Origin of the sequence: Pseudomonas sp. B35(2017), assembly GCF_002113645.1 — a bacterium.
Classification (GTDB): domain Bacteria; phylum Pseudomonadota; class Gammaproteobacteria; order Pseudomonadales; family Pseudomonadaceae; genus Aquipseudomonas; species Aquipseudomonas ekonensis.
Map to the genome: position 1 here is coordinate 29,149 of NZ_NEIZ01000003.1, position 25,107 is coordinate 54,255.

General features: G+C 66.1%; 20 protein-coding genes and 1 pseudogene. 13 read left to right on the forward strand and 8 right to left on the reverse strand.

Annotation, left to right across the window (positions count from 1 at the left end; translation table 11 throughout):
• Positions 1-56: 56 nt before the first annotated feature.
• Complete coding sequence (locus CAG41_RS06680) at positions 57-239, forward strand: hypothetical protein (RefSeq protein ID WP_085581272.1); 183 nt, start codon at positions 57-59, stop codon at positions 237-239.
• Between the two features lie 67 nt (positions 240-306).
• Here CAG41_RS06680 and CAG41_RS06685 read toward each other — a convergent pair whose 3' ends face one another.
• The 8 genes from CAG41_RS06685 to CAG41_RS06720 all read right to left on the reverse strand — a co-directional run bounded on the left by CAG41_RS06685 (position 307) and on the right by CAG41_RS06720 (position 10,271).
• Positions 307-1,791, reverse strand: coding sequence for an APC family permease (locus CAG41_RS06685; protein ID WP_085581275.1), 1,485 nt, complete (start codon positions 1,789-1,791; stop codon positions 307-309).
• A 318-nt stretch (positions 1,792-2,109) separates the two neighbouring features.
• Positions 2,110-3,534 (reverse strand): gamma-aminobutyraldehyde dehydrogenase, encoded by a 1,425-nt coding sequence (locus CAG41_RS06690; protein ID WP_085633986.1) that lies wholly within the window; start codon positions 3,532-3,534, stop codon positions 2,110-2,112.
• Positions 3,535-3,613: 79 nt separating this feature from the next.
• On the reverse strand, positions 3,614-4,423 hold the full coding sequence (locus CAG41_RS06695) for an ABC transporter permease (protein WP_085581276.1): 810 nt from the start codon (positions 4,421-4,423) through the stop codon (positions 3,614-3,616).
• Positions 4,413-5,348, reverse strand: a complete 936-nt coding sequence (locus CAG41_RS06700) for an ABC transporter permease (protein WP_085581277.1) — start codon at positions 5,346-5,348, stop codon at positions 4,413-4,415. The genes CAG41_RS06695 and CAG41_RS06700 overlap by 11 nt, the downstream gene beginning before the upstream one ends.
• A 1-nt stretch (position 5,349) precedes the next feature.
• Positions 5,350-6,387, reverse strand: a complete 1,038-nt coding sequence (locus CAG41_RS06705; RefSeq protein ID WP_085581278.1) for an ABC transporter ATP-binding protein — start codon at positions 6,385-6,387, stop codon at positions 5,350-5,352.
• A 147-nt stretch (positions 6,388-6,534) separates the two neighbouring features.
• Positions 6,535-7,686 carry a putative ABC transporter substrate-binding protein YdcS gene (gene ydcS, locus CAG41_RS06710; protein WP_085581280.1) on the reverse strand — a complete coding sequence of 384 codons (1,152 nt, stop codon included), beginning with the start codon at positions 7,684-7,686 and terminating at the stop codon, positions 6,535-6,537.
• An 82-nt stretch (positions 7,687-7,768) separates the two neighbouring features.
• Positions 7,769-9,256 carry a gamma-aminobutyraldehyde dehydrogenase gene (locus tag CAG41_RS06715; RefSeq protein ID WP_085633975.1) on the reverse strand — a complete coding sequence of 496 codons (1,488 nt, stop codon included), beginning with the start codon at positions 9,254-9,256 and terminating at the stop codon, positions 7,769-7,771.
• A gap of 100 nt (positions 9,257-9,356) precedes the next feature.
• Entirely contained in the window at positions 9,357-10,271 is a 915-nt protein-coding gene (locus CAG41_RS06720) for a LysR family transcriptional regulator (protein WP_085581284.1), read from the reverse strand.
• 176 nt (positions 10,272-10,447) lie between these two features.
• On the opposite strand from CAG41_RS06720, the gene CAG41_RS06725 reads away from it, so the two are divergent.
• The 12 genes and pseudogenes from CAG41_RS06725 to CAG41_RS06780 all read left to right on the forward strand — a co-directional run bounded on the left by CAG41_RS06725 (position 10,448) and on the right by CAG41_RS06780 (position 25,039).
• Positions 10,448-11,131 carry a tellurite resistance TerB family protein gene (locus tag CAG41_RS06725; protein ID WP_085581286.1) on the forward strand — a complete coding sequence of 228 codons (684 nt, stop codon included), beginning with the start codon at positions 10,448-10,450 and terminating at the stop codon, positions 11,129-11,131.
• 222 nt (positions 11,132-11,353) lie between these two features.
• The gene (locus CAG41_RS06730; RefSeq protein WP_085581288.1) at positions 11,354-12,976 is read left to right on the forward strand and encodes a methyl-accepting chemotaxis protein; all 1,623 of its coding nucleotides are present in this window, start codon (positions 11,354-11,356) and stop codon (positions 12,974-12,976) included.
• The gene (locus CAG41_RS06735; protein WP_085581290.1) at positions 12,976-13,512 is read left to right on the forward strand and encodes a chemotaxis protein CheW; all 537 of its coding nucleotides are present in this window, start codon (positions 12,976-12,978) and stop codon (positions 13,510-13,512) included. The genes CAG41_RS06730 and CAG41_RS06735 overlap by 1 nt, the downstream gene beginning before the upstream one ends.
• Positions 13,509-14,792 carry a CheR family methyltransferase gene (locus tag CAG41_RS06740; RefSeq protein ID WP_085633971.1) on the forward strand — a complete coding sequence of 428 codons (1,284 nt, stop codon included), beginning with the start codon at positions 13,509-13,511 and terminating at the stop codon, positions 14,790-14,792. The genes CAG41_RS06735 and CAG41_RS06740 overlap by 4 nt, the downstream gene beginning before the upstream one ends.
• Positions 14,789-15,472: a chemotaxis protein CheW gene (locus CAG41_RS06745; protein ID WP_085581294.1), complete on the forward strand. Its 684-nt coding sequence runs from the start codon at positions 14,789-14,791 to the stop codon at positions 15,470-15,472. The genes CAG41_RS06740 and CAG41_RS06745 overlap by 4 nt, the downstream gene beginning before the upstream one ends.
• Complete coding sequence (locus CAG41_RS06750; protein WP_085581296.1) at positions 15,469-17,772, forward strand: hybrid sensor histidine kinase/response regulator; 2,304 nt, start codon at positions 15,469-15,471, stop codon at positions 17,770-17,772. The genes CAG41_RS06745 and CAG41_RS06750 overlap by 4 nt, the downstream gene beginning before the upstream one ends.
• Positions 17,769-18,779 (forward strand): chemotaxis response regulator protein-glutamate methylesterase, encoded by a 1,011-nt coding sequence (locus tag CAG41_RS06755; protein ID WP_085581298.1) that lies wholly within the window; start codon positions 17,769-17,771, stop codon positions 18,777-18,779. Before CAG41_RS06750 ends, CAG41_RS06755 begins: the two co-directional genes overlap by 4 nt.
• A gap of 48 nt (positions 18,780-18,827) precedes the next feature.
• A pseudogene (locus tag CAG41_RS06760) lies at positions 18,828-19,857 on the forward strand (diguanylate cyclase domain-containing protein); the annotation flags it as partial.
• A 240-nt stretch (positions 19,858-20,097) separates the two neighbouring features.
• Positions 20,098-21,193, forward strand: a protein-coding gene (gene prfB, locus CAG41_RS06765) for a peptide chain release factor 2 (RefSeq protein ID WP_139831342.1) whose coding sequence is annotated in 2 segments (ribosomal slippage) — positions 20,098-20,169 and positions 20,171-21,193 — 1,095 coding nt in all. Because the reading frame shifts where the segments join, the coding sequence is not laid out codon by codon here.
• A 118-nt stretch (positions 21,194-21,311) separates the two neighbouring features.
• Positions 21,312-22,814, forward strand: a complete 1,503-nt coding sequence (gene lysS, locus CAG41_RS06770) for a lysine--tRNA ligase (protein WP_085581302.1) — start codon at positions 21,312-21,314, stop codon at positions 22,812-22,814.
• A gap of 118 nt (positions 22,815-22,932) precedes the next feature.
• Positions 22,933-23,637 carry a TetR/AcrR family transcriptional regulator gene (locus CAG41_RS06775; RefSeq protein ID WP_085581304.1) on the forward strand — a complete coding sequence of 235 codons (705 nt, stop codon included), beginning with the start codon at positions 22,933-22,935 and terminating at the stop codon, positions 23,635-23,637.
• A 124-nt stretch (positions 23,638-23,761) separates the two neighbouring features.
• Complete coding sequence (locus CAG41_RS06780; protein ID WP_085581306.1) at positions 23,762-25,039, forward strand: flavohemoglobin expression-modulating QEGLA motif protein; 1,278 nt, start codon at positions 23,762-23,764, stop codon at positions 25,037-25,039.
• The last annotated feature ends 68 nt before the right edge of the window (positions 25,040-25,107 follow it).

Genomic DNA, 25,107 nt, shown 5'->3' on the forward strand with positions numbered 1-25,107 from the left:
GCAGGGCGATGCGGTTTTCAGGAAATTCTTTGACGTATTGGAGAAGGACATCGTCCATGGCAAAAGCACAAGGCATCACCGAAATGTTGGGCATCTTTCCCTGCCTGGGCAGCCGGCGAAGGCGCAGGCTCAGCTCCGAGGAACTGAAACTGGTGGAGCGCTACCGCGAGCTGTCGGAAAGCGACCGGATCGCGATGCGCTACCTGGTGGACGCGATGCGCAGCGTTTCGCGGTTTTGAAACAGGAAATTGTGGCGAGGGAGCACGCTCCCTCGCCACAGGCATCCAACGGCAAACGCCGATGTTTTCAGCGCCCCACCTTCCACGCATCCCCGGCCGGTGCCTTGCCGTGGTCGTACGGCTTGCCGATCCACATGTACAGCAGGCCCAACCCCACCACGATGGCGGTGCTGAGCACCATCGCGTAGTTGATGTACCACGCCGCGTCCGGCGTGCGCGGCCAGGCCATGTTGACGATGGCGCCGACGCCGTACACCAGCGCGCCGATGTTCACCGGCCAGCCCCAGGCGCCGAGGGTGAACTTGCCGCTCGGCTTCCAGCCTTTGGTCCGCGCGTACAGCGCCGCCAGCACGATCATCTGGAACGCCAGGTAGATGCCGATGGCGGCGAAGCTGACGATGGTGGCCACGGCGTCTTGCAGGAAGAAGCCCAAGGCGATGATCAGGCCGGGCAGGACGCCGGACACGAACAGCGCCGCCACCGGAACCTGGGTCGTGGGAGAAATTCGTTTCAGCAGTCGGCTGCCGATCACCATCTCGTCACGGGCGTAGGAATACAGCAGACGGCTCGCCGCCGCTTGCAGGCTGATGACGCAGGAGATGAAGGAAATCATCACCACGCCCATCACCACTTTCGAGCCCACCGGGCCGAAGGCGTTGTTGAGGATGGTGGTGACCGGGTCCTTGTCGGTGCCGTTGATCACCGCCTGCATGTCCGGCACGGCGAGGATCAGCGCAAGGCAGGCGAACATCGCCGCGATGCCGCCGATGTAGATGGTCATGCGCATGGCCACCGGGATCCGCTTGCTCGGGTTCGGCGTCTCTTCGGCGACGTCGCCGCAGGCCTCGAAGCCGTAGTAGAGGAACATCCCCGCCAGCGAGGCGGTGAGGAAGGCCGGCAGGTAGGAGCCGTCGACGCTGATGGCGAACGTGTCGAACAGCACGCCGAGCGGCTGGTGGCGTTCGAAGATCAGCAGGTACACGCCGACGATCACCGCGCCGACCAGTTCGCAGAGGAAGCCGAACATGGCGATGCGCGCCAGGGCCTTGGTGCCGCTGAGGTTGACCAGCGTGGCGAACAGCGTCAGCGCCAGGGCGATCACGATGTTGGTGTTGTTGCTCGGCTCGAAGCCCATCATGGCCGCCAGGTAAGGGCCGGCGCCCACCGCCACCGCCGCGATGGTCACGCACAGGGCGATGGAGTAGATCCAGCCGACCATCCACGCCCATTTCTTGCCCACCAGGCGCCGGGCCCACGGGTAGACGCCGCCGGAGATCGGGAACTGCGAGACCACCTCGCCGAAGATCAGGCACACCAGCAACTGGCCGCAGCCCACCAGCAGGTAGGCCCAGAACATCGGCGGCCCGCCGGCCGCCAGGCACAGGCCGAACAAGGTGTACACGCCGACGACCGGCGACAGGTAGGTGAAGCCCAGGGCGAAGTTTTCCCACAGGCTCATGCTGCGTTTGAAATTGGAGGTGTAGCCCAGCTGACGCAGCTGTTCGGCATCGCTGTCGGCGATGGCGGTGGAGAGATCGGGTGACGCGCTCATGGGTGTTCGCTCCGCAGGATCGGCAGATTCCGGATGGCCGAAGCCGTGGCGGGGCCGTGCAGGCGCCGCCCGGATCGGTGGTTATTGTTTTGGGTGTTGCGGTGAAGTCAGGTGGTGCGTTGAAACCGTGGCGCCGTCATCGCCAGCAGGCTGGCTCCACATTGTTCGGCAGTGACTGCAAAAGCAGCATTCAACCAAGATCCCTGTGGGCGCTAGCCTGCTGGCGATGGCGTCATCCCTGGCGCCGCAGGGCAGTGGCTTGCTCAAGGGACTGCATTTCAACGATGGGAGCAGCGCTGCGACGAATCGACCGGCGTGTCAGTGCTTGAACATCACATGCCGCACGGTGGTGTAGTCCTCCAGCCCGTACATGGACATGTCCTTGCCGTACCCGGACAGTTTCTGACCGCCATGGGGCATTTCGCTGACGAGCATGAAGTGGGTGTTGACCCAGGTGCAGCCGTACTGCAGTCGCGCCGACAGGCGATGGGCGCGGCCGACGTCCGCCGTCCACACCGAGGACGCCAGGCCGTAGTCCGAATCGTTGGCCCACTCCAGCGCCTGGGCCTCGTCGGTGAACTTAGTCACCGACACCACCGGCCCGAACACTTCGCGGCGCACGATTTCGTCGTCCTGCTGCACGTCGGCCAGCACGGTCGGCTCGAAGAAGAAGCCGTTGCCCTCGACCTTCTTGCCGCCGGTGACCAGCCGGATGTGCGGCTGAGCCACCGCGCGCTCGACGAACCCGGCCACGCGGTCGCGGTGCTGGGCGGTAATCAGCGGGCCCAGCTCGGTGGCCGGATCGCTCTGCAAGCCATGCTTGATAGTGCTGACCGCGGCGCCGAGCTTCTCGACGAACTTGTCGTAGATGCCTTGCTGCGCGTAGATGCGGCATGCGGCGGTGCAGTCCTGGCCGGCGTTGTAGAAGCCGAAGGTGCGGATGCCCTCGACGGCGGCGTCGATGTCGGCGTCGTCGAAGATGATCACCGGGGCCTTGCCGCCCAGCTCCATGTGCATGCGTTTAACGCTCTCGGCGGTGTCGCTGATGATGTGGGCGCCGGTGGCGATGGAGCCGGTCAGCGACACCATGCGCACTTTCGGGTGGGTGACCAGCGGCTGGCCGACGCTCGGGCCGCGGCCGAACACCAGGTTGAGCACGCCGGCCGGGAAGATGTCCGACGCCAGCTGGGCCAGGCGCAGCGCGGTCAGCGGGGTCTGCTCCGACGGCTTGAGCACCACGGTGTTGCCGGCGGCGAGGGCCGGGGCGATCTTCCAGGCGACCATCATCAGCGGGTAGTTCCACGGCGCGATGGAGGCGATCACGCCCACCGGGTCGCGGCGGATCATCGAGGTGTGGCCGGGCAGGTATTCGCCGCCGGCCGAGCCGCTCAGGCAACGGCTGGCGCCGGCGAAGAAGCGGAACACGTCGGCGATCGCCGGGATCTCGTCGTTGAGGGCGGCGCTGTAGGGCTTGCCGCAGTTGTCCGATTCCAGTTTCGCCAGTTCCTCGCCGTGGGCTTCGATGGCGTCGGCCAATTTGAGCAGCAGCAGCGAACGGTCTTTCGGGGTGGTCTGCGACCACGCGGCGAAGGCGGCGTCGGCGGCGCGCACGGCGGCATCGACCTGGGCCTCGGTGGCTTCGTTGATCTCCGCCAGCACCTCGCCGAGGGCGGGGTTGAGCACCGGTTGCGCCGGGCCTTCACCGGTGACGAGTTGGCCGTTGATCAGGAGTTGCGTTTGCATGGTCATGTCCTCTCTAGCACCTTTGTCGTTCTGCTGAATCCGAAGGATTCCTTGTGGAAGGGATGTGTCTGTCACGTGCTCATTTGCCGCCGCTGCCCGCCACGCTCTCGCCGCCCCGGGTCAGGTAGTAGGCCCCCAGGATCGGCAGCATGGTCACCAGCATCACCAGCATCGCCACGACGTTGGTCACCGGCACGTCCCGCGGGCGGCTGAGCTGGTTGAGCAGCCACAGCGGCAGGGTGCGTTCGTGGCCTGCAGTGAAGGTGGTGACGATGATTTCGTCGAACGACAGGGCGAACGCCAGCATGCCGCCGGCGAGCAGGGCCGAGCCCAGGTTGGGCAGGATGATGTAGCGGAAGGTCTGCCAGCCGTCGGCGCCCAGGTCCATCGACGCCTCGATCAGGCTGTGGGACGTGCGGCGCAGGCGGGCGATGACGTTGTTGTAGACGATCACCACGCAGAAGGTCGCGTGGCCGGTGACGATGGTGAACATCCCAGGCTCGATCCCCAGCGTCTTGAAGGTTGCCAGCAGCGCGATCCCGGTGATGATCCCCGGCAGCGCGATCGGCAGGATCAGCATCAGCGAAATGCCCTGCTTGCCGAAGAAGTCCCGGCGGTACAGTGCCGCCGACGCCAGGGTGCCGAGCACCAGCGCGATCAGCGTGGCGATGGCCGCGATCTGCAGCGACAGCTTGATCGCCTCCAGCACGTCGGGCCGCCCGAAGGCCACGCTGAACCAGTGCAGGGTGAAGCCCTTGGGCGGAAAGCTGAACGCCGCGTCTTCGGTGTTGAAGGCGTAGAGAAAGATGATCAGGATCGGGAAGTGCAGGAACGCCAACCCGCCCCAGGCGGCTGCGCGCAAGCCCAGGGACGCTTTTTCAGAGTGCATCGAAGGCCCCCAGGCGTTTGACGATGGACAGGTAGACTGCGATCAGCACGATCGGCACCAGGGTGAACGCTGCGGCCATGGGCATGTTGCCGATGGCGCCTTGCTGGGCGTAGACCATGCTGCCGACGAAGTAGCCCGGCGGGCCCACCAGCTGCGGCACGATGAAGTCGCCCAGGGTCAGGGAAAACGTGAAGATCGAGCCGGCCGCGATGCCCGGCACCGACAGCGGCAGGATCACCTGCATGAAGGTCTGGCGCGGCTTGGCGCCGAGGTCGGCAGAGGCTTGCAGCAGCGACGGCGGCAGGCGTTCCAGCGAGGCCTGGATCGGCAGGATCATGAACGGCAGCCAGATGTAGACGAACACCATGAAGCGGCCCAGGTGCGAGGTGGACAGCGTGCTGCCGCCCACGCCGGGAATGCCGAGGATCACCTGCAGCAGCGGTTCCAGCCCCAAGTGCTGGACGAACCATTGCGCCACGCCGCCCTTGGCCAGCAGCAGCGTCCAGGCGTAGGCCTTGACGATGTAGCTGGCCCACATCGGCATCATCACCGCGATGTAGAAGAACGCCTTGGTCTTGCCGGTGGTATAGCGCGCCATGTAGTAGGCGATCGGGAACGCCACGACCGCACTGGCCACCGACACGGCGATCGCCATGCTCAGGGTGCGCAGGATGATGTCGAAGTTCGACGGCTGGAACAGCGCCGCGAAGTTGGCCAGGGTCAGGTCGGGGGTGACCGCCATGGTGAAGTCGTCGAAGGTGTAGAAACCCTGCCACAGCAGCACCAGCAGCGAGCCCAGGTAGATCGCGCCGAACCACAGCAGCGGCGGCACCAGCAGCAGCGACAGGTACAGGTTGGGCTTGCGGTACAGCAGGTTGGATACCCTGCGCAACGGCGCCGTCTGGGGGAGAACCATGGTGTTCATCTCACACCCCGCCCGCGACGGTGTCGTGCAGCGGGATCATCGCTTCCCGCGCCCACCGTGCGCTGATGCGCTGGCCGGTGCGGTGCTGCGCGCCCGTGTCGGTCCACTGGCTGTTGGCCTGGCTGACGCTCAGGGTCTGGCCGTTGTCCAGTTTCAGCTCATAACGAGTGGCGCTGCCCTGGTACTGGATGTCGTGGAGCAGGCCGCTGACTTCGATCTCGTGGCCGGCCAGCGGCCCTTCGGCGAAGCGCACGTGCTCCGGACGGATCGAGAACGGCTGCGGATGGCCGCTGAGCTGGCGGGCCAGGTCGCCGCGGATCACGTTGGAGGTGCCGACGAATTCGGCGACGAAGGTGGTGGTCGGTTTCATGTACAGGTTGCGCGGCGTGTCGACCTGTTCGATCCGGCCCTTGTTGAACACCGCCACGCGGTCGGACATCGACAACGCTTCGGTCTGGTCGTGGGTGACGAAGATGAAGGTGATGCCGAGCTGGCGCTGCAGCTTTTTCAGCTCGCTCTGCATCTGCTCGCGCAGCTTGAGGTCGAGTGCGCCCAAGGGCTCGTCGAGCAGCAGCACCCGGGGGCGGTTGACCAGGGCGCGGGCGAGGGCGACGCGCTGGCGCTGGCCGCCGGACAACTGCACCGGCTTGCGCTCGCCGTAGCCGCCGAGGGCGACCATCTCCAGGGCCTCTTCGGCGCGCTGGTGGCGTTCGGCCTTGCTCACGCCCTTGACCTTCAGGCCGTAGGCGACGTTGTCCCGCACGTTCATGTGCGGAAACAGCGCGTAATCCTGGAACACGGTGTTGACGTCGCGCTGGTACGGCGGCAGCCCGGCGGCTTCGGCGCCGTGGATGCGGATCGAGCCGGCGCTCGGCTGCTCGAACCCGGCGATCAGGCGCAGGCAGGTGGTCTTGCCCGAGCCTGAAGGGCCGAGCATGGAAAAGAACTCGCCGTCCTGGATATCGATGGAGACCCGGTCAACGGCCTTCACGTCGCCGAAGGTGCGGGAAACGTTGGTGAACTGGACTGCAAGCGTCATGGTGCGGTACTCCGGGAAGGCGAGGGCCGTCGCAGCGGCCCTGCCTGGACTTCTGAAGAGTCTGAATCTTGAAGGGCATCGCGGGCAGGCCCGCCCCCTACAGGGGGATGCGGCTGGGTGTAGGCGCGAGCCTGCCGGCGACGGGGCTCAGCGGCCGCCCATGATCGCGATGTAGTCCTGGGTCCAGCGGCTGTACGGCACGAACTTGCCGCCCTCGGCCTGCGGGGTCTTCCAGAAGGCGATCTTGTCGAACTGGTCGAAGCCGTTGGTCTTGCAGCCTTCGGCGCCGAGCAGTTCGCTTTCCTTGCACGCCGCCGGCACCGCCGGCAACGAGCCGAACCAGGCGGCCACGTCGCCCTGGACCTTCGGCTGCAGCGACCAGTCCATCCACTTGTAGGCGCAGTTGGGGTGCTTGGCCTCGCTGTGCAGCATGGTGGTGTCGGCCCACCCGGTGGCGCCTTCTTTCGGGATGGTCGAGGCGATCGGCTGCTTGTCGGTCGTCAGCCCGTTGACCTGGTACGGCCAGGAACTGGACGCCGCCACGCCTTCGTTCTTGAAGTCGCTCATCTGCACGGTCGCGTCGTGCCAGTAGCGGTGGATCAGCTTCTGCTGGGCGCGCAGCAGTTCAAGCACGGCCTTGTACTGCTCTTCGGTGAGCTGGTACGGATCCTTGATGCCCAGCTCAGGCTTGGCGGTCTTGAGGTACAGCGCCGCGTCGGCGATGTAGATCGGGCCGTCGTAGGCCTGCACGCGGCCCTTGTTCGGCTTGCCGTCGGGCAGGTTCTGTTCGGCGAACACCACGTTCCAGCTGGTCGGTGCGGTCTTGAACACGTTGGTGTTGTACATCAGCACGTTCGGGCCCCACTGGTACGGGGTGCCGTAGGTCTGCTGGCCGACCACGTACCAGGGCGCATCCTTGAGGCGCGGGTCGAGGTTCTTCCAGTTCGGGATCAGCGCGGTGTTGATCGGCTGCACACGCTTGCCGACGATCAGCCGCAGGGAGGCGTCGCCGGACGCGGTCACCAGGTCGTAGCCGCCCTTGGCCATCAGGCTGACCATCTCGTCGGAGGTGGCGGCGGTCTTCACGTTGACCTTGCAGCCGGTTTCCTTCTCGAAGCCGGTCACCCAGTCGTAGGCCTTGTCGCTTTCGCCGCGCTCGATGTAGCCCGGCCAGGCGACGATGTCGAGCTGGCCTTCGCCGGCGCCGACGGCCTTCAGCGGCTCGGCGGCCTGGACGCCGGCACTGGCCAGCAGGGCCGTGGTGATTGCACTGAGCAGTGCGGTCTTGTGCACGAACATGGTGAACCCTCTTCTTCAAATTATGGTCGGGGCAGTGGTGAACGCGGTGACGCATGCCGTGATCGGCTTGTTATTAGCGTAGTCAGAGATGCTGTCCGTGACGGGCCATGATGTGCCGCACCACGCTGTAGTCCTGCAGCGAGTCGCTGGATAAGTCTTTGCCGTAGCCGGAGCGTTTCAGGCCGCCGTGGGGCATTTCGCTGACCAGCATGAAATGGCTGTTGATCCAGGTGCAGCCGTATTGCAGCCGGGCGGCGACCTGCATGGCCTTGTCCAGGTTCTGCGTCCACACCGACGAGGCCAGGCCGTATTCGGAGTCGTTGGCCCAGTCCACCGCCTGCGCCAATTCGTCGAAGCGGGTCACGGTCACCACCGGGCCGAACACTTCGCGCTGGACGATCTCGTCGCTCTGCCGGCAGCCGGCCAGCAAGGTCGGCTGATAGAAGAAGCCGGGCCCGGAATGCACCGCCGCGCCGGTCACCCGCTCGATGTGCGGCTGGCCGAGGGCGCGTTCGACGAAGCTGGCCACCCGGTCGCGCTGGCGGGTGCTGATCAGCGGGCCGATCTCGTTGTCGGCGTCGCGCTTGCCGGCGAAGCGCAGGTTGCCGACGGCGGCGCCGAGTTCGGCCACCAGCTTGTCGTGGATGCCGGCCTGGGCGTAGATCCGGCAGGCGGCGGTGCAGTCCTGGCCTGCGTTGTAGTAGCCGTAGGTGCGCACGCCTTCGACCACGGCCTTGAGGTCGGCGTCGTCGCAGACGATCACCGGGGCCTTGCCGCCCAATTCAAGGTGCGTGCGTTTGAGGGTCTTGGCGGCGGCCTGAAGGATTTTCTGCCCGGTGACGATGTCGCCGGTCAGCGACACCATGCGCACTTTCGGGTGGCCGACCAGATGGCTGCCGACCCCTTCGCCGCCGCCGCAGATGATGTTGATCACCCCGCGCGGCAGGATCTCGGCCAAGGCCGGCGCCAGCGCCAGGATCGACAGCGGTGTGTGCTCCGACGGCTTGAACACCAGCGTGTTGCCGGCGGCCAGGGCCGGGGCGATCTTCCACGCGGCCATCATGATCGGGTAGTTCCACGGCGCAATCGATGCCACCACGCCGAGGGGGTCGCGGCGCACCATGCTGGTGTAGCCGGGCATGTACTCGCCGCTGAGCTGGCCGGTCTGGCAGCGCACGGCGCCGGCGAAAAAGCGGAACACATCGACGGTGGCGCTCAAGTCGTCCTGGCGGGCCAGGTGCAGCGGCTTGCCACAGTTCAGGGCTTCGAGGCGGGCGAGGTGGTCGGCGTGCCTTTCGACGGCGTCGGCGATGGCCAGCAGCAGGCCGGAGCGTTGCTGCGGGGTGGTGCGCGACCATTCGCCGAAGGCACGGTGGGCGGCGAGGATGGCGGCCTCGACCTGCTCGGTGTTGGCCTCGGCGATCTGGGTCAGGACTTCGCCGGTGGCCGGGTTGAGGATCGGTTCGACGAAACCCTGGCCTGCGACCAGTTCGCCGTCGATCAGCAACGCGGTACACATCGGGGTCTGCGCGCCAGCCATTTTCCGTGATCTCTTTTCTTGTGGGTTCATGGCACTCCCTGTGACCGGGAGCCGAACGTCTTATGGATGAAGCAAGACTAGTGCGCGGCTCCGGGGTCGACAAATTCTAAATACTGAAGGTGGCATTCGATTAAATAGATGGCTTGCGCCCGCCGTGGGGCTGCTCGCGGGCCACGGTGAGGAACGGGTCGACCAGCGCCGGCCGGGCGGTGCCGCGGCGCCAGGCCAGGCCGACGTCGAGGGTCTGGCTGAGGTCGGCGATGGGGCGGGCTTCGATGATGTCGCCCTCCAGCGACCACGGGCGGTAGGTCATGTCGGGCTGGATCGACACGCCGAGCCCCGCCGCCACCAGGCTGCGCACCGCCTCGGTCGAGGCGGTCCTGAGGGTGACCTTGGGCTGCAGCCCGGCGCCGCGCCACAGGCGCTGGGCGCTGCGGTCCATCTCGTCGACGTTCAGCTGGATCAGCGGTTCGCCGGCCACGTCGGCCAGGTTGATGCTGTCGTGTTCCAGCAACGGGTGCTGGGCCGGCAGCCAGAGACGGTGGGGTGAGTGGGTCAGCACCTCGGTCTGCAAGGCGTGGCGGTCTTCCAGGTTGGACAGGATCAGCACGCCCACGTCGATTTCGCCGCTGACCAGCAAATGCTCGATGTACGGCCGCTCGTCCTCCATCACCCGGATCTCGACATTGGGGTAGGCGCGCTGGAAGCGGGTGAGCAGATCCGCCAGGTAGTAGCCGGCCACCAGGCTGGTCACGCCGACGGTCAGTTGCCCGGCAACCTGGTCGGTGCTCTGCTGCAGGCTGCGCTTGGCGTTGTCCACGGTGGCCAGGATCAGGTGCGCCTGACGCAGGAACTGGTGGCCCTGGTGGGTCAGGGTCATGCCCTTGGCGTGGCGGTTGAACAGGCTGACGCCGATCTCTTCCTCCAGTTGCTGGATGGCCAGGGTCAGGGTCGACTGGGAAATGAACGCGGTCTGGGCGGCGGCGGAGATCGAGCCGGTCTCGGCCACGGCGATGAAATGGCGGATCTGACGCAGGGTCATCATGGCGGCGTACCCGGTGGGCTGTTTTTATCGATGGTTCCGAGTGTATATCGGTTTTCGCGAAGGGAGACTGCCCGGCACGCAACATCCGGAAGCACACTCGGGGGCCGGTGCCGGGCACTTTCGAACTAGGCTCAAGGCCTCACCGATCTGGAAAGTCCCTGTTTTGGAGGCGGAACATGAACACCCGTGGATTGCTCGATCAACTGCTCAAGTCCGGTCAGGCGCTGCTGCAGGACAAGGCCGGCGCAGGGCAGGGCAAAGCGGCGGCCGGCGGACTCGGCGGCCTGCTGTCCGGCGCGGGCGGCGGGGCACTGGCCGCCGGCGCCATGGGCCTTTTGCTGGGGAGCAAGAAGGCGCGCAAGGTCGGCGGCAAGGTCGCGCTCTACGGCGGCCTCGCCGCGCTCGGCGTGATTGCCTACAAGGCCTACGGCAACTGGAATGCCCAGCAGGGCCGGGCGCCGGAAACCGAACCGCAGACCCTCGACCGCCTGCCGCCGGCCCAGGCCGAGCAACACAGCCAGGCCATCCTCAAGGCCCTGGTCGCCGCCGCCAAGGCCGACGGCCATGTCGATGAGCGCGAGCGTCAGTTGATCGAAGGCGAATTCGCCAAGCTCGACAACGACCAGGCCCTGCACCACTGGCTGCACGCCGAACTCAACAAACCCCTCGACCCCGCCGACATCGCCCGCGCCGCCGGCACGCCGGAGATGGCGGCGGAGATGTACATCGCCAGCGTGATGATGGTGGACGAGGAGAACTTCATGGAGAAGGCGTACCTGGACGAACTCGCACGGCAGTTGGGGCTGGAGCCGGGGTTGAAGCTGGAACTGGAGAGGCAGGTTCGCCAGATCCCGCTGTAGGAATTTCGGGCCGGCCACCGCGAACCTAGGGGCGATGGCCGATCCATCGCCCCTTTTTGCCACTCCGCCACTGGTGCGCCTGCCCCCGCTTGCCGGAAAGTCCGTCCCAATGCCTGTACCGATTCAGCGTCGGCAGGCCTGAGCGTGGCAAAGCGTCTTATAAATGAAACACCGCCCTCAGCTATACTCCCCCGCATTTCGACCTAGGCACGAGGAATCACTGTGAAGAACTGGACGTTGCGCCAACGCATTTTGGCGAGCTTTGCGGTGATTATCGCCATCATGCTGCTCATGGTGGTCGTCTCGTACTCGCGCCTGCTGAAGATCGAGGCCAGCGAAAACAGCGTGCGCGACGACGCGATTCCCGGCGTCTACTACAGCTCGATGATCCGCGGCGCCTGGGTCGACAGTTACCTGCAGACCCAGGAACTGCTGGGCCTCAAGGAAGGCGAAGGCGTCAGCGCCGAAGACGCGGCGGACTACAAGACGTTCGAAGCCCGCCTGCAGGAGCAGATGACCAACTACCGCAACACCGTGACCACCGACGAAGACCGGATCGAGTTCACCGCCTTCGAGAAGGACCACGACAACTACATGAAGATCCAGGACGCCGTGCTGGATCTGCACAAGCGCAACCTCGAGGCCGAGGCGGTCAAGCTGTTCAACGAGAAGCTGACCCCGGCATGGGTCGGCGGGCGCATGAAGCTCAACGACATCATCGGCGAGAACAAGAAGGTCGCCGACCAGGCCATGAACAACATCGACGACGCGGTGGCGGCGGCCAAGGTCAGCATGTTCGTGTCGCTGCTGGTGGCGGTGCTGGCCGCCGGCCTGTGCGGCCTGTTGCTGATGCGCGCGATCATGGCGCCGATGAGCCGCATCGTGGACATCCTCGAGGTCATGCGCACAGGCGATCTGAGCACCCGCCTGAACCTGGACCGCAAGGACGAGTTCGGCGCGGTGGAGACCGGCTTCAACGACATGATGACCGAGCTCACCGCGCTGGTGTCCCAGGCCCAGCGCTCGTCGGTGCAGGTCACCACTTCGGTGACCGAGATCGCGGCCACCTCCAAGCAGCAGCAGGCCACCGCCACCGAAACCGCCGCCACCACCACCGAGATCGGCGCGACCTCGCGGGAGATCGCCGCCACCTCGCGCGACCTGGTGCGCACCATGACCGAGGTCTCCACCGCCGCCGATCAGGCGTCGGTGCTGGCCGGCTCCGGCCAGCAGGGCCTGGCGCGCATGGAAGACACCATGCATTCGGTGATGGGCGCCGCGGACCTGGTCAACGCCAAGCTTGCGATCCTCAACGAGAAGGCCGGCAACATCAACCAGGTGGTGGTGACCATCGTCAAGGTCGCCGACCAGACCAACCTGCTGTCCCTCAACGCGGCCATCGAGGCCGAGAAGGCCGGCGAATACGGCCGCGGCTTCTCGGTGGTCGCCACCGAAGTGCGGCGCCTGGCCGACCAGACCGCCGTCGCCACCTACGACATCGAACAGATGGTGCGCGAGATCCAGTCGGCGGTGTCCGCCGGGGTGATGGGCATGGACAAGTTCTCTGAGGAAGTGCGCCGGGGCATGGCCGAGGTGCAGCAGGTCGGCGAGCAGCTGTCGCAGATCATCCATCAGGTGCAGGCGCTGGCGCCGCGGGTGCTGATGGTCAACGAAGGCATGCAGGCCCAGGCCACCGGTGCCGAACAGATCAACCACGCGCTGGTGCAGTTGGGTGACGCCAGCAGCCAGACCGTCGAGTCGTTGCGCCAGGCCAGTTTCGCCATCGACGAACTGAGCCAGGTGGCCGTAGGCCTGCGCGGCGGCGTCTCGCGATTCAAAGTCTGATGAGCGAAGTCACCGCCAAACGCAGCGTCGCGCCGGCGGCGAGGCAGGCGCTGTTCCTGCTGTTCCGCATCGGCGAGGAACGCTACGCCTTGCGCGCCACCGAAGTGGCGGAGGTGCTGCCGCGCCTGCCGCTGAAGCCGATCGCCCGGGCGCCGCAGTGGGTGGCCGGGGTGTTCGCCTACCGCGGCGTGGTGGTGCCGGTGATCGACCTCAGCGCCCTCACGTTCGGTCGCAGCGCCGAGGCCCGCACCAGCACACGGCTGGTGCTGGTGCATTACCGCCCTGACGAAAATCAGCCGGCGCGCAAGCTCGGGCTGATCCTGGAGCAGGCCACCGACACCCTGCGCTGCAACGCGGACGAGTTCCAGCCATACGGCCTCGACAACCGCCAAGCGCCCTACCTGGGCCCGGTGCGTGAGGATGCCCAGGGTTTGGTGCAATGGGTGCGGGTGGCCGACCTGCTGGACGACAGCGTCCGTGGGCTGCTGTTTCCGACGCCGCCGCTGGATCCGGCGCGGCTCGAGGAGGCCCCATGAGCGGCGACCAACGGTTCTTCGGCTTCCTCAAGGAACGCATCGGCCTGGACGTGGCGTCGGTGGGGCCGGCCATCATCGAGCGGGCCGTGCGCCAGCGCATCACCCTGTCGCAGTCGGCAACCGCCGAGGAGTACTGGCAGACCCTGCAAGGTTCGCGGGACGAGCAGCAGGCGCTGATCGAAGCGGTGATCGTGCCCGAGACGTGGTTCTTCCGTTACCCGGAATCCTTCGCCACCTTGGGCAAGCTGGCGCGCAAGCGCCTGGCCGACCTCAACGGCATGCGTGCACTGCGCATCCTCAGCCTGCCCTGTTCGACGGGGGAGGAACCCTATTCGATCGCCATGGCCTTGCTCGACGCGGGGCTCAAGCCCCATCAGTTCAAGGTCGACGGCATGGACGTCAGCCCGATGTCGGTGGAAAAGGCCCGGCGGGCGCTGTACGGCAAGAACTCCTTCCGCGGCCAGGACCTGGCGTTCCGCGACCGCCATTTCAGCCCGGAGCATGAGGGTTACCGGGTCAATGACCTGGTGCGCGAACAGGTGCGCTGGCAGACGGGCAACGTGCTCGACCCGACGTTGCTGGCCGGCGAGCCGCCGTTCGATTTCGTGTTCTGCCGCAACCTGCTGATCTACTTCGACCAACCGACCCAGCGGCTGGTGTTCGAAGTGCTCAAGCGCCTGACCCACGTCGACGGCGTGCTGTTCATCGGCCCGGCCGAGGGCAGCCTGCTGGGCCGGTTGGGCATGCGTTCGATCGGCATCCCGCAGTCGTTCGCCTTCAGCCGTCAGGACGATCCGCAGCCCGAACCCTTGCCGGCCACGTTCGCGCACCCGTTGCCTGTGCCTTTGCCGGTGCGCCAGCCGATCCGCAGCGCCCCTGCCGCGCCGGCGCGCCCGCGGCCGTTCGCCCCGGTGACGCCGTTGCCGGTGGCCGGCAAGGGTGTGCCTTCCGATGCGTCGGCCTTGCTGGCGGACATCGCCGGCCTGGCCAACGAAGGCAAGAGCGCCGAGGCCCGCGCCGCGTGCGAGCGCTACCTGCGCACCCACGAGCCGGTGGCCCAGGTGTTCTACTGGCTCGGCCTGCTCAGCGACGTCGCCGGCAACGCCCTCGAAGCCCAGGGCCATTACCGCAAGGCGCTGTACCTCGAACCGCAGCACCCTGAAGCCCTGATGCACCTGGCCGCCCTGTTGCAGGCCCAGGGCGACGGCGCAGGCGCCAGACGATTGCAGGAGCGCGCGGCCCGCAGCGCCGGCTCCGCCGACAGTGAGCGTAAACGATGATCCCGTCCGACACCTTGAACGTCACCCATGAAGACGCCCGGGCCATCGACGATTGCTGGAACCGCATCGGCATCCATGGCGACAAGTCCTGCCCGCTGCTGGACGAACACATCCATTGCCGCAACTGCTCGGTGTATTCCGCCGCCGCCACGCGCCTGCTCGACCGCTATGCGCTGCAGCAGGACGAACGCGACCCGGTGGCGACCACCGTCGAGTCCGAACTCAAGACCCGTTCGCTGCTGATGTTCCGCCTCGGCGAAGAATGGCTGGGCCTGGCCACCCGCAGCCTGGTGGAGGTGGCGCCGCTGCAGGCGATCCATTCCCTGCCGCACCAGCGCTCCCGGGCCTTGCTCGGGGTGGCCAACGTGCGCGGGGCGCTGGTGGCGTGCCTGTCGCTGGTGGAGCTGCTCGACCTCGAGGCCGGCGCCGCCCCGGCCACCGGCGCACGGGTCATGCCGCGCATGCTGATCATCGCCGCCCAAGGGGGACCTGTGGTGGTGCCGGTGGACGAAGTGGACGGCATCCATGCCATCGACGAACGCCTGCTCGAGGCCGCTTCCCGCTCCGGCGCCCAGGCCGGCGCCAAGTACACCCGGGGCGTGCTGCCCTTCAAGGGCCGCAGCCTGCGTTGGCTGGATGAAGAACAGCTGCTGTCCGCCGTGACCCGGAGCCTCACATGACCCCCGAGCAAATGCGCGACGCCTCCCTGCTGGAGCTGTTCAGCCTAGAAGCCGAGGCCCAGACCCAGGTGCTCAGCGCCGGGCTGCTGGCGCTGGAGCGCAATCCGACCCAGGCCGACCAGCTGGAGTCGTGCATGCGCGCGGCCCACTCGCTCAAGGGCGCGGCGCGGATCGTCGGCATCGACAGCGGCGTCAGCGTCGCCCATGTGATGGAGGACTGCCTGGTCAGCGCCCAGGAAGGGCGGCTGTTCCTGCGCCCGGAACACATCGACGCGCTGTTGCAGGGCACCGACCTGCTGATGCGCATCGCCCACCCGACCAACGCCCCGCAGCCCGCCGACATCGACGCCTACGTGGCGTTGATGGGGCGCCTGATCGACCCGGCGGGCGCGCCGGTGGTTTCAACCCCGCCGCCCATGGCCGAACTGCTGCTTGAGCCGCCCGTGGCGCCGGTGATCTCTGCACCGGTTCCGGAGCCCCAGCCCGAGCCGGTGGAGCCCGAGTCGGCCCCGATCCCGGCCCCGCGCAAGGGCAAGCGCACGGCCGAAGGCGGCGAGCGGGTGCTGCGGGTCACCGCCGAACGCCTGAACAGCCTGCTGGACCTGTCGAGCAAGTCCCTGGTGGAGACCCAGCGGCTGAAACCGCACCTGGCCACCATGCAGCGCCTCAAACGCATGCAGAACAACGGCCTGCGGGCGTTGGAAAGCCTCAACGTGCACCTCAAGGAACATGCGCTGAGCCTGGAGGCCCAGGAAGCGCTGGAAGATGCGCGGCGCCTGCTGGCCGAATCGCAGCAGTTGCTGGCGGAGAAAAACGCCGAGCTCGACGAGTTCGCCTGGCAGGCCAGCCAGCGCGCCCAGGTCTTGTACGACACGGCGCTGGCCTGCCGCATGCGGCCGTTCGCCGACGTGCTGTCCGGTCAGGTGCGGATGGTGCGTGACTTGGGCCGCAGCCTCGGCAAGCAAGTGCGGCTGGAGGTCGAGGGCGAGAAGACCCAGGTCGACCGCGACGTGCTGGAGAAGCTCGAAGCGCCGCTGACCCACCTGCTGCGCAACGCCGTCGACCACGGCATCGAGACCCCGGCGCAGCGCCTGTTGGCGGGCAAGCCGGAAGAGGGCCTGATCCGTCTGCGCGCCTCGCACCAGGCCGGGCTGCTGGTGCTGGAGCTGAGCGACGACGGCAACGGCGTGGATCTGGACAAGGTGCGCCGCAGCATCGTCGAGCGTCAGCTGTCGCCGGCCGAGACCGCCGCCCAGTTGAGCGAAGAAGAGCTGCTGACGTTCCTGTTCCTGCCGGGGTTCAGCCTGCGGGACACCGTCACCGAGGTCTCCGGCCGCGGCGTCGGCCTCGACGCGGTGCAGCACATGGTGCGCCAGTTGCGCGGCGCGGTGGTGCTGGAGCAGGTGGCGGGCGAGGGCAGCCGTTTCCATCTGGAGGTGCCGCTGACCCTGTCGGTGGTGCGCAGCCTGGTGGTGGAGGTCGGCGATGAGGCCTACGCCTTTCCGTTGGCGCACATCGAGCGCATGTGCGACCTGGCGCCGGAAGACATCGTGCAGGTCGAGGGCCGCCAGCACTTCTGGCACGAAGGCCGCCATGTCGGCCTGGTCGCCGCCAGCCAGTTGCTGCAGCGTCCGGCCAGCCAGAACAGCGGCGACACCCTCAAGGTGGTGGTGATCCGCGAGCGCGACACCATCTACGGCGTGGCGGTGGAGCGCTTCATCGGCGAGCGCACGCTGGTGGTGCTGCCGCTGGACGAACGTCTGGGCAAGGTGCAGGACATCTCGTCCGGGGCATTGCTCGACGACGGTTCGGTGGTGCTGATCGTCGATGTCGAGGACATGCTGCGGTCGGTGGACAAGCTGCTCAACACCGGGCGCCTGGAGCGCATCGCCCGCCACGGCGGCCAGGCGGCGGAAGCGGCGCGCAAGCGTATCCTGGTGGTCGATGACTCGCTGACGGTGCGCGAACTGCAGCGCAAGCTGCTGCTCAACCGCGGCTACGACGTGGCGGTGGCGGTCGACGGCATGGACGGCTGGAACGCCCTGCGCTCCGAAGACTTCGACCTGCTGATCACCGACATCGACATGCCGCGCATGGACGGCATCGAACTGGTCACCCTGCTGCGGCGCGACAACCGCCTGCAGTCGTTGCCGGTGATGGTGGTGTCCTACAAAGACCGCGAAGAGGACCGGCGCCGCGGGCTGGACGCCGGGGCCGACTATTATCTGGCCAAGGCCAGTTTTCATGACGACGCCCTGCTCGATGCAGTGGTCGAACTCATCGGAGGGGCGCGGGCATGAGGATCGCAATCGTCAACGACATGCCCCTGGCGGTGGAGGCACTGCGCCGGGCGCTGGCGTTCGAGCCGGCGCACCAGGTGGTGTGGGTCGCCGGCAACGGCGCCGAGGCGGTGCGACTGTGCGCGGAGAACACCCCGGACCTGATCCTGATGGACCTGATCATGCCGGTGATGGACGGCGTCGAGGCCACCCGGCGGATCATGGCCGAAACCCCGTGCGCCATCGTCATCGTCACGGTCGACCGGCAGCAGAACGTGCATAGGGTGTTCGAGGCCATGGGCCACGGCGCGCTGGATGTGGTCGACACCCCGGCCCTGGGCGCCGGCAACGCCCAGGAAGCGGCGGCGCCGCTGCTGCGCAAGATCCTCAACATCGGCTGGCTGATCGGCGAGCGGACCACCCGTTCCCGCCCGGCGCAGCCGCCCCAGCGCAGCTCGGCGTCGTGCAAGCGGCTGGTGGCCATCGGCTCGTCCGCCGGCGGGCCGGCGGCGCTGGAGGTCCTGCTCAAGGGCCTGCCGCGCAACTTCTCCGCCGCCATCGTGCTGGTGCAGCATGTCGACCAGGTGTTCGCCGCCGGCATGGCCGAATGGCTGGCGAGCGCCAGCGGCCTGGACGTGCGCCTGGCCCGCGAGGGCGAGCCGCCGCAGGCCGGCGCGGTGCTGCTGGCGGGCACCAATCACCATATCCGCCTGCTCAAGAACGGCACGCTGGCCTACACCGCAGAGCCGGTCAACGAGATCTACCGGCCCTCCATCGATGTGTTCTTCGAGAGCGTGGCCAACTTCTGGAACGGTGACGCCATCGGGGTTTTATTGACCGGAATGGGACGCGACGGGGCCCAAGGGCTTAAGCTCATGCGTCAGCAGGGTTATTTGACCATCGCCCAGGATCAGCAAAGCAGTGCGGTGTACGGCATGCCCAAGGCCGCGGCGGCGATCGACGCGGCCGTGGAAATCCGTCCGCTGGAAAAGATAGCGCCACGGTTGCTGGAGGTTTTCCCCAAATGAATCCATGTTTCAGCAATCCCGGCTCCCGCAGTATTCAGGTGACCGCCCATGAATGACTTACAGATCGATGACATCAAGACCGACGAAAACGCCGCCATGGTGTTGTTGGTGGACGATCAGGCGATGATCGGCGAAGCCGTGCGCCGCGGGCTGTCGAATGAAGAGAACATCGACTTCCACTTCTGCTCCGACCCGCACCAGGCGGTGGCCCATGCGGTGCGGATCAAGCCGACGGTGATCCTCCAGGACCTGGTGATGCCCGGCCTCGACGGCCTGAGCCTGGTGCGCGAATACCGCAACCACCCGGCGACCAAGGACATCCCGATCATCGTCCTGTCGACCAAGGAAGACCCGCTGATCAAGAGCGCGGCGTTCTCGGCCGGGGCCAACGACTATCTGGTGAAGCTGCCGGACAACATCGAGCTGGTGGCGCGCATCCGCTACCACTCGCGCTCTTACATGACCCTGCTGCAGCGCGACGCGGCCTACCGCGCCCTGCGGGTCAGCCAGCAGCAGCTGCTCGACACCAACCTGGTGCTGCAGCGGCTGATGAACTCCGACGGCCTGACCGGGCTGTCCAACCGTCGGCACTTCGACGAGTACCTGGAACTGGAATGGCGCCGCTGCCTGCGCGACCAGAGCCAGTTGTCGCTGCTGATGATCGACGTCGATTACTTCAAGTCCTACAACGACACCTTCGGCCACGTCGAAGGCGACGAAGCCCTGCGCAAGGTGGCCACGGCGATCCGCGAGGCCAGCGCGCGGCCGTCGGACCTGCCGGCGCGCTACGGCGGCGAGGAGTTCGCCCTGGTGCTGCCCAACACCTCGCCGGGCGGTGCGCGGCTGGTGGCGGAGAAGCTGCGCCAGACCGTCGCGGCCCTGAAGATCCCGCACATCGCACCGACCGAAGGGTCGAGCCTGACCATCAGCATCGGCCTGGCGACGATGGTGCCGGAGGCGGGCAGCGACTGCCGCCTGCTGATCTCGGCGGCGGACCGGGGCCTTTACCAGGCCAAGAACAACGGGCGCAACCAGGTGGGGATCGAGTAACCCCCGCCAGCCCGCATCGCCAGCAGGCTGGCTCCCACAGGCATTTCGGCCGGAAGCGGAGTCTGCGGTCACTGCGCAACACTGTGGGACCGAGCCTGCTCGCGATGGCGGCGCATGGGTCGTTGCGTTGGCGACTGCACACCGCTTTCGGGCTGCGCAGGCCGCTGTCAAGCGAATTGAGGTTACAGCCGCCGGACGGGCTGCCGCGCCAGCCCGATTACGTTATACTCGCCGGCTTTCAAAAGTTCGCCAACGAGTGCTGCCTGTCATGGAAATCAACCCGATCCTGAACACTATCAAGGACCTGTCCGAGCGCTCCGAAACCATTCGGGGGTATCTTTGACTACGATCAAAAGCATGAGCGTCTGACCGAGGTCAACCGCGAGCTTGAAGATCCGAGCGTCTGGAACAAACCCGAATACGCCCAGGAGCTGGGCCGCGAGCGCGCCGCCCTGGCGCAGATCGTCGAGACCCTGGACGGACTGTCCGGCGGCCTGGCCGATTGCCGCGACCTGCTGGACATGGCCGTCGAAGAGAACGACGAAGGCGCCGTAGGTGACGTGGTCACTGAACTGGCCCGCCTCGAAGACTCCCTGGCCAAGCTGGAATTCCGCCGCATGTTCAGCGGCGAAATGGACATGAACAACGCCTACCTGGACATCCAGGCCGGTTCCGGCGGCACCGAGGCCCAGGACTGGGCCAACATCCTGCTGCGCATGTACCTGCGCTGGGCCGACAAGCGCGGCTTCGACGCGACCATCATGGAACTGTCCGCCGGCGAAGTCGCCGGGATCAAGGGCGCCACCGTGCACATCAAGGGCGAATACGCCTTCGGCTGGCTGCGCACCGAGATCGGCGTGCACCGTCTGGTGCGCAAGAGCCCGTTCGACTCCGGCAACCGTCGCCACACCTCGTTCTCGGCCGTGTTCGTCTCGCCCGAGATCGACGACAAGGTGGAGATCGAGATCAACCCGGCCGACCTGCGGATCGACACCTACCGCTCCTCCGGCGCCGGCGGCCAGCACGTGAACACCACCGACTCGGCGGTGCGGATCACCCACGTGCCGACCAACACCGTGGTCAGCTGCCAGAACGAACGTTCCCAGCACGCCAACAAGGACACCGCCATGAAAATGCTGCGGGCCAAGTTGTACGAGCAGGAAATGCAGAAGCGCAACGCCGCTTCCCAGGCCCTGGAAGACAGCAAGTCCGACATCGGCTGGGGTCACCAGATCCGTTCGTACGTGCTCGATGCTTCGCGGATCAAGGATCTGCGCACCAACATCGAACGCAGCGACTGCGACAAGGTGCTCGACGGCGACATCGACGAATACCTGGAAGCGAGCCTGAAGTCCGGGCTGTAAGAGACGTAACACAGGGTTCGGCTGATTTCTGTCCGATCCCTGTGGAAGCCAGCCCTGCTGGCGATCCCCGGTCCGCAAGGCCCGGGGGCAACGAACCTGTGATGGAAAATTTGAAGACATGAGCGACCAACAACCCGATTCGCAAGCCCTGCAACAGGAAGAGAACTCCCTGATCGCCCTGCGCAAGGAAAAGCTTGCCGCCGAGCGCGCCAAGGGCAACGCCTTCCCGAACGACTTCCGCCGCGAGAACTACTGCGATGCCTTGCAGAAACAGTACGCGGACAAGACCAAGGAAGAGCTGGCAGAGGCTGCAATCCCGGTCAAGGTCGCCGGTCGCATCATGCTCAACCGTGGCTCGTTCATGGTGATCCAGGACATGACCGGCCGCATCCAGGTCTACGTCAACCGCAAGACCCTGTCGGAAGACACCCTGGCGGCGGTCAAGACCTGGGACATGGGCGACATCATCGCCGCCGAAGGCACCCTGGCCCGTTCCGGCAAGGGCGACCTGTACGTCGAGATGACCGATGTGCGCCTGCTGACCAAGTCCCTGCGCCCGCTGCCGGACAAGCACCACGGCCTGACCGACACCGAGCAGCGCTACCGTCAGCGCTACGTCGACCTGATCGTCAACGAAGACGTGCGCCAGACCTTCCGCGTGCGTTCGCAGGTCATCGCCCACATCCGCAGCTTCCTGATGAAGCGCGACTTCCTCGAAGTCGAGACGCCGATGCTGCAGACCATCCCGGGCGGCGCCGCGGCCAAGCCGTTCGAAACCCACCACAACGCGCTGGACATGGAAATGTTCCTGCGCATCGCGCCAGAGCTGTACCTCAAGCGCCTGGTGGTCGGCGGTTTCGAGAAGGTGTTCGAGATCAACCGCAACTTCCGCAACGAAGGCGTCTCGACCCGTCACAACCCTGAATTCACCATGTTGGAGTTCTACCAGGCCTACGCCGACTACGAAGACAACATGGACCTGACCGAAGAACTGTTCCGCGAGCTGGCGCAGCTGGTTCTGGGCAGCACCGACGTGCCGTACGGCGACAAGGTGTTCCACTTCGGCGAGCCGTTCGCCCGCCTGTCGGTGTTCGACTCGATCCTCAAGTACAACCCCGAGCTGACCGCCGATGACCTGAACGACATCGACAAGGCCCGTGACATCGCCAAGAAGGCCGGCGCCAAGGTGCTGGGCTTCGAAGGCCTGGGCAAGCTGCAGGTGATGATTTTCGAAGAGCTGGTCGAGCACAAGCTGGAGCAGCCGCACTTCATCACCCAGTACCCGTTCGAAGTGTCGCCGCTGGCGCGCCGCAACGACGAGAACCCGAACGTCACCGACCGCTTCGAGCTGTTCATCGGCGGCCGTGAGATCGCCAACGCCTACTCCGAGCTCAACGACGCGGAAGACCAGGCCGAGCGCTTCATGGCCCAGGTGGCCGACAAGGACGCCGGCGACGACGAGGCCATGCACTACGACGCCGACTTCGTCCGCGCGCTGGAGTACGGCATGCCGCCGACGGCCGGTGAAGGCATCGGCATCGACCGCCTGGTGATGCTGCTGACCAACTCGCCGTCGATCCGCGACGTGATCCTGTTCCCGCACATGCGGCCGCAAGCGTAAACGTTTCACTTAAAAAACCGCCTCGAACAGGCGGTTTTTTATTGCCTGTCTGGTACAAACGTATCAAATGGTTACTTTTGAAAAGAACAACAGAGGAATACCTGCCGTGATCGGTGCAATGGCTCAAGAGGGTGCAGCGGGAATCGCCGTTGCGGTCGCTGAAAGTGTTCAGTACCAGGGTCGCAAGGCCAGCCGACAGGGCAGCGAGCAGCGCCGGCAGGACATTCTCGACGCGGCGATGCGCATCGTCGTGCGCGACGGCGTGCGTGCCGTGCGCCACCGTGCGGTGGCGGCCGAGGCCGGCGTGCCGCTGTCGGCCACCACTTATTACTTCAAGGACATCGATGACCTGCTCACCGATACCTTCGCCCAATACGTCGAGCGCAGCGCGGCCTACATGGCCAAGCTGTGGATCAACAACGAAGGCCTGCTGCGCGAGATGGTGGTCAGCGGCGACGGCAGCCCCGAGTCGCGCTCGCAACTGGCCGACGACATCGCCCGGCTGATGGCCGACTATGTGCACCGGCAACTGGTCAACCGCCGCGAACACCTGATGGCCGAGCAGGCGTTCCGCCAGGAGGCGCTGCTCAACCCGCGCCTGGCGGAACTGGTGCGTTCCCACCAGCAGATCCTGCTGCAGGGCACCTGCCAGCTGTTCCAGGTGCTGGGTTCCCGGGAACCGCAGCAGGATGCCAAAGTGTTGACGGCGATTATCGGACGGATGGAATATCAGGGCCTGCTCAACGGTGTCGAGCCATTGGCCGAAGAGGACATGCTCGGCATCCTGACGCGGTACATGCATCTGGTGCTGGCGTCGGTGTGACGCAATCCCCTTGTAGGAGCGAGCCTGCCCGCGATGACGGTGCGACAGGCAGCAGCGATGTTGAATGCAGCGACGCGTTCGCGGGCAAGCCCGCTCCCACAGACGTTTTCTACAGGAGTTTCGGGTGGACGATTACCAGCAGACGATACGCACGCTGTCCGATCGCATTGTGCTGGCGCAGACACCGATCCGCGTCCTCGACGCGGTCAAGTGGGACGAGAACGTGCGCAAGGGTTTCCTCAAGGCCAAGGGCAAGGAACTGCCGGCAGTGGACCGGGACTACTACCTCAACCGGCCGCTGACCTTCGATTCGAGCAAGGTCAAGCTCGAGTTCCAGAACATCGAGCGCGACATCACCCGCCAGCTCGGCCAATTCAGCCCGGTGGGGCAGATCATGCGCCGCATGTGCAAGGAGTACCGCATGGTGGTGCGCATGCTCGAAGCGCGCGGCACCGAGGACTTCGGCCTGATTTCCCAGGAACTGTACGGCGCCGCGTCCGATGCGTTCCATGCCGGCGATCCGACCCTGGCCGACCTCGGCCTGATGATGTCCGACTACCTGAACAACATCGACGGCCGCGGCGACCTGAAGGACGAGCCCAAGACCCTCACCGCCAAGGACGCCGTGCACCTGCTGCAGACGCGCCTGAACAAAGTGTTCGGCGAAGCCGAGGAAACCATCCGGGTGTTCGAGTCCGACGGCATCGTCGCCGACGCGGCGGCGGGGGCCGACTACATCAAGATCCGCACCGACGCGATGTTCAACGGCCGCGACGTCCGGGCCCTGGAAGTGCATGAAGGCCTGGTGCACGTCGGCACCACGCTCAACGGCCTGAACCAGCCGATCTGCACCTTCCTGGCCAAGGGCCCGCCTTCGTCGACGGTGACCCAGGAAGGCCTGGCGATCCTGATGGAAATCATCACCTTCGCCTCCTACCCCAGCCGCCTGCGCAAGCTCACCAACCGCACCCGCGCCATCCACATGGTGGAGGAGGGCGCGGACTTTCTTCAGGTCTTCGAGTTCTTCCGCGAGCAGGGCTTCGAGATGGCGGAAAGCTACGGCAACGCGAGCCGGGTCTTCCGGGGTTCGGTGCCGACCGGTCTGCCATTCACCAAAGACTTGTCCTACCTCAAGGGCTTCATCATGGTTTACAACTACATTCAGTTGGCCGTGCGCAAGGGCAAGCTCGAGCAGATCCCGCTGCTGTTCTGCGGCAAGACCACGCTGGAGGACATGCGCACCCTGCGCCAACTGGTGGACGAAGGCCTGGTGGTGCCGCCCAAGTACCTGCCGGAGCAGTTCCGTGACCTGAACGCGCTGTCGGCGTGGATGTGCTTCTCCAACTTCCTCAACCATTTGAGCCTGGACCGGATCGAGGCGGACTACTCCAACATCCTATAGGGCAAACACAATACCTGTGGGAGCTGGCTTGTCGGATCGCCGCACCGCAGCGATTGCATTCTGTCAGT

What these genes read in the sequence shown, in the direction of transcription:
- lysS (WP_085581302.1), top strand. Translation starts at nt 21,312, where the DNA reads ATGAGCGACCAACAACCCGATTCGCAAGCCCTGCAACAGGAAGAGAAC.
- CAG41_RS06720 (WP_085581284.1), bottom strand. Translation starts at nt 10,271, where the DNA reads ATGATGACCCTGCGTCAGATCCGCCATTTCATCGCCGTGGCCGAGACC.
- CAG41_RS06740 (WP_085633971.1), top strand. Translation starts at nt 13,509, where the DNA reads ATGAGCGGCGACCAACGGTTCTTCGGCTTCCTCAAGGAACGCATCGGC.
- CAG41_RS06755 (WP_085581298.1), top strand. Translation starts at nt 17,769, where the DNA reads ATGAGGATCGCAATCGTCAACGACATGCCCCTGGCGGTGGAGGCACTG.
- CAG41_RS06735 (WP_085581290.1), top strand. Translation starts at nt 12,976, where the DNA reads ATGAGCGAAGTCACCGCCAAACGCAGCGTCGCGCCGGCGGCGAGGCAG.
- CAG41_RS06705 (WP_085581278.1), bottom strand. Translation starts at nt 6,387, where the DNA reads ATGACGCTTGCAGTCCAGTTCACCAACGTTTCCCGCACCTTCGGCGAC.
- CAG41_RS06680 (WP_085581272.1), top strand. Translation starts at nt 57, where the DNA reads ATGGCAAAAGCACAAGGCATCACCGAAATGTTGGGCATCTTTCCCTGC.
- CAG41_RS06700 (WP_085581277.1), bottom strand. Translation starts at nt 5,348, where the DNA reads ATGAACACCATGGTTCTCCCCCAGACGGCGCCGTTGCGCAGGGTATCC.
- CAG41_RS06750 (WP_085581296.1), top strand. Translation starts at nt 15,469, where the DNA reads ATGACCCCCGAGCAAATGCGCGACGCCTCCCTGCTGGAGCTGTTCAGC.
- CAG41_RS06725 (WP_085581286.1), top strand. Translation starts at nt 10,448, where the DNA reads ATGAACACCCGTGGATTGCTCGATCAACTGCTCAAGTCCGGTCAGGCG.
- CAG41_RS06715 (WP_085633975.1), bottom strand. Translation starts at nt 9,256, where the DNA reads ATGAACCCACAAGAAAAGAGATCACGGAAAATGGCTGGCGCGCAGACC.
- CAG41_RS06685 (WP_085581275.1), bottom strand. Translation starts at nt 1,791, where the DNA reads ATGAGCGCGTCACCCGATCTCTCCACCGCCATCGCCGACAGCGATGCC.
- CAG41_RS06775 (WP_085581304.1), top strand. Translation starts at nt 22,933, where the DNA reads ATGGCTCAAGAGGGTGCAGCGGGAATCGCCGTTGCGGTCGCTGAAAGT.
- CAG41_RS06695 (WP_085581276.1), bottom strand. Translation starts at nt 4,423, where the DNA reads ATGCACTCTGAAAAAGCGTCCCTGGGCTTGCGCGCAGCCGCCTGGGGC.
- ydcS (WP_085581280.1), bottom strand. Translation starts at nt 7,686, where the DNA reads ATGTTCGTGCACAAGACCGCACTGCTCAGTGCAATCACCACGGCCCTG.
- CAG41_RS06690 (WP_085633986.1), bottom strand. Translation starts at nt 3,534, where the DNA reads ATGCAAACGCAACTCCTGATCAACGGCCAACTCGTCACCGGTGAAGGC.
- CAG41_RS06745 (WP_085581294.1), top strand. Translation starts at nt 14,789, where the DNA reads ATGATCCCGTCCGACACCTTGAACGTCACCCATGAAGACGCCCGGGCC.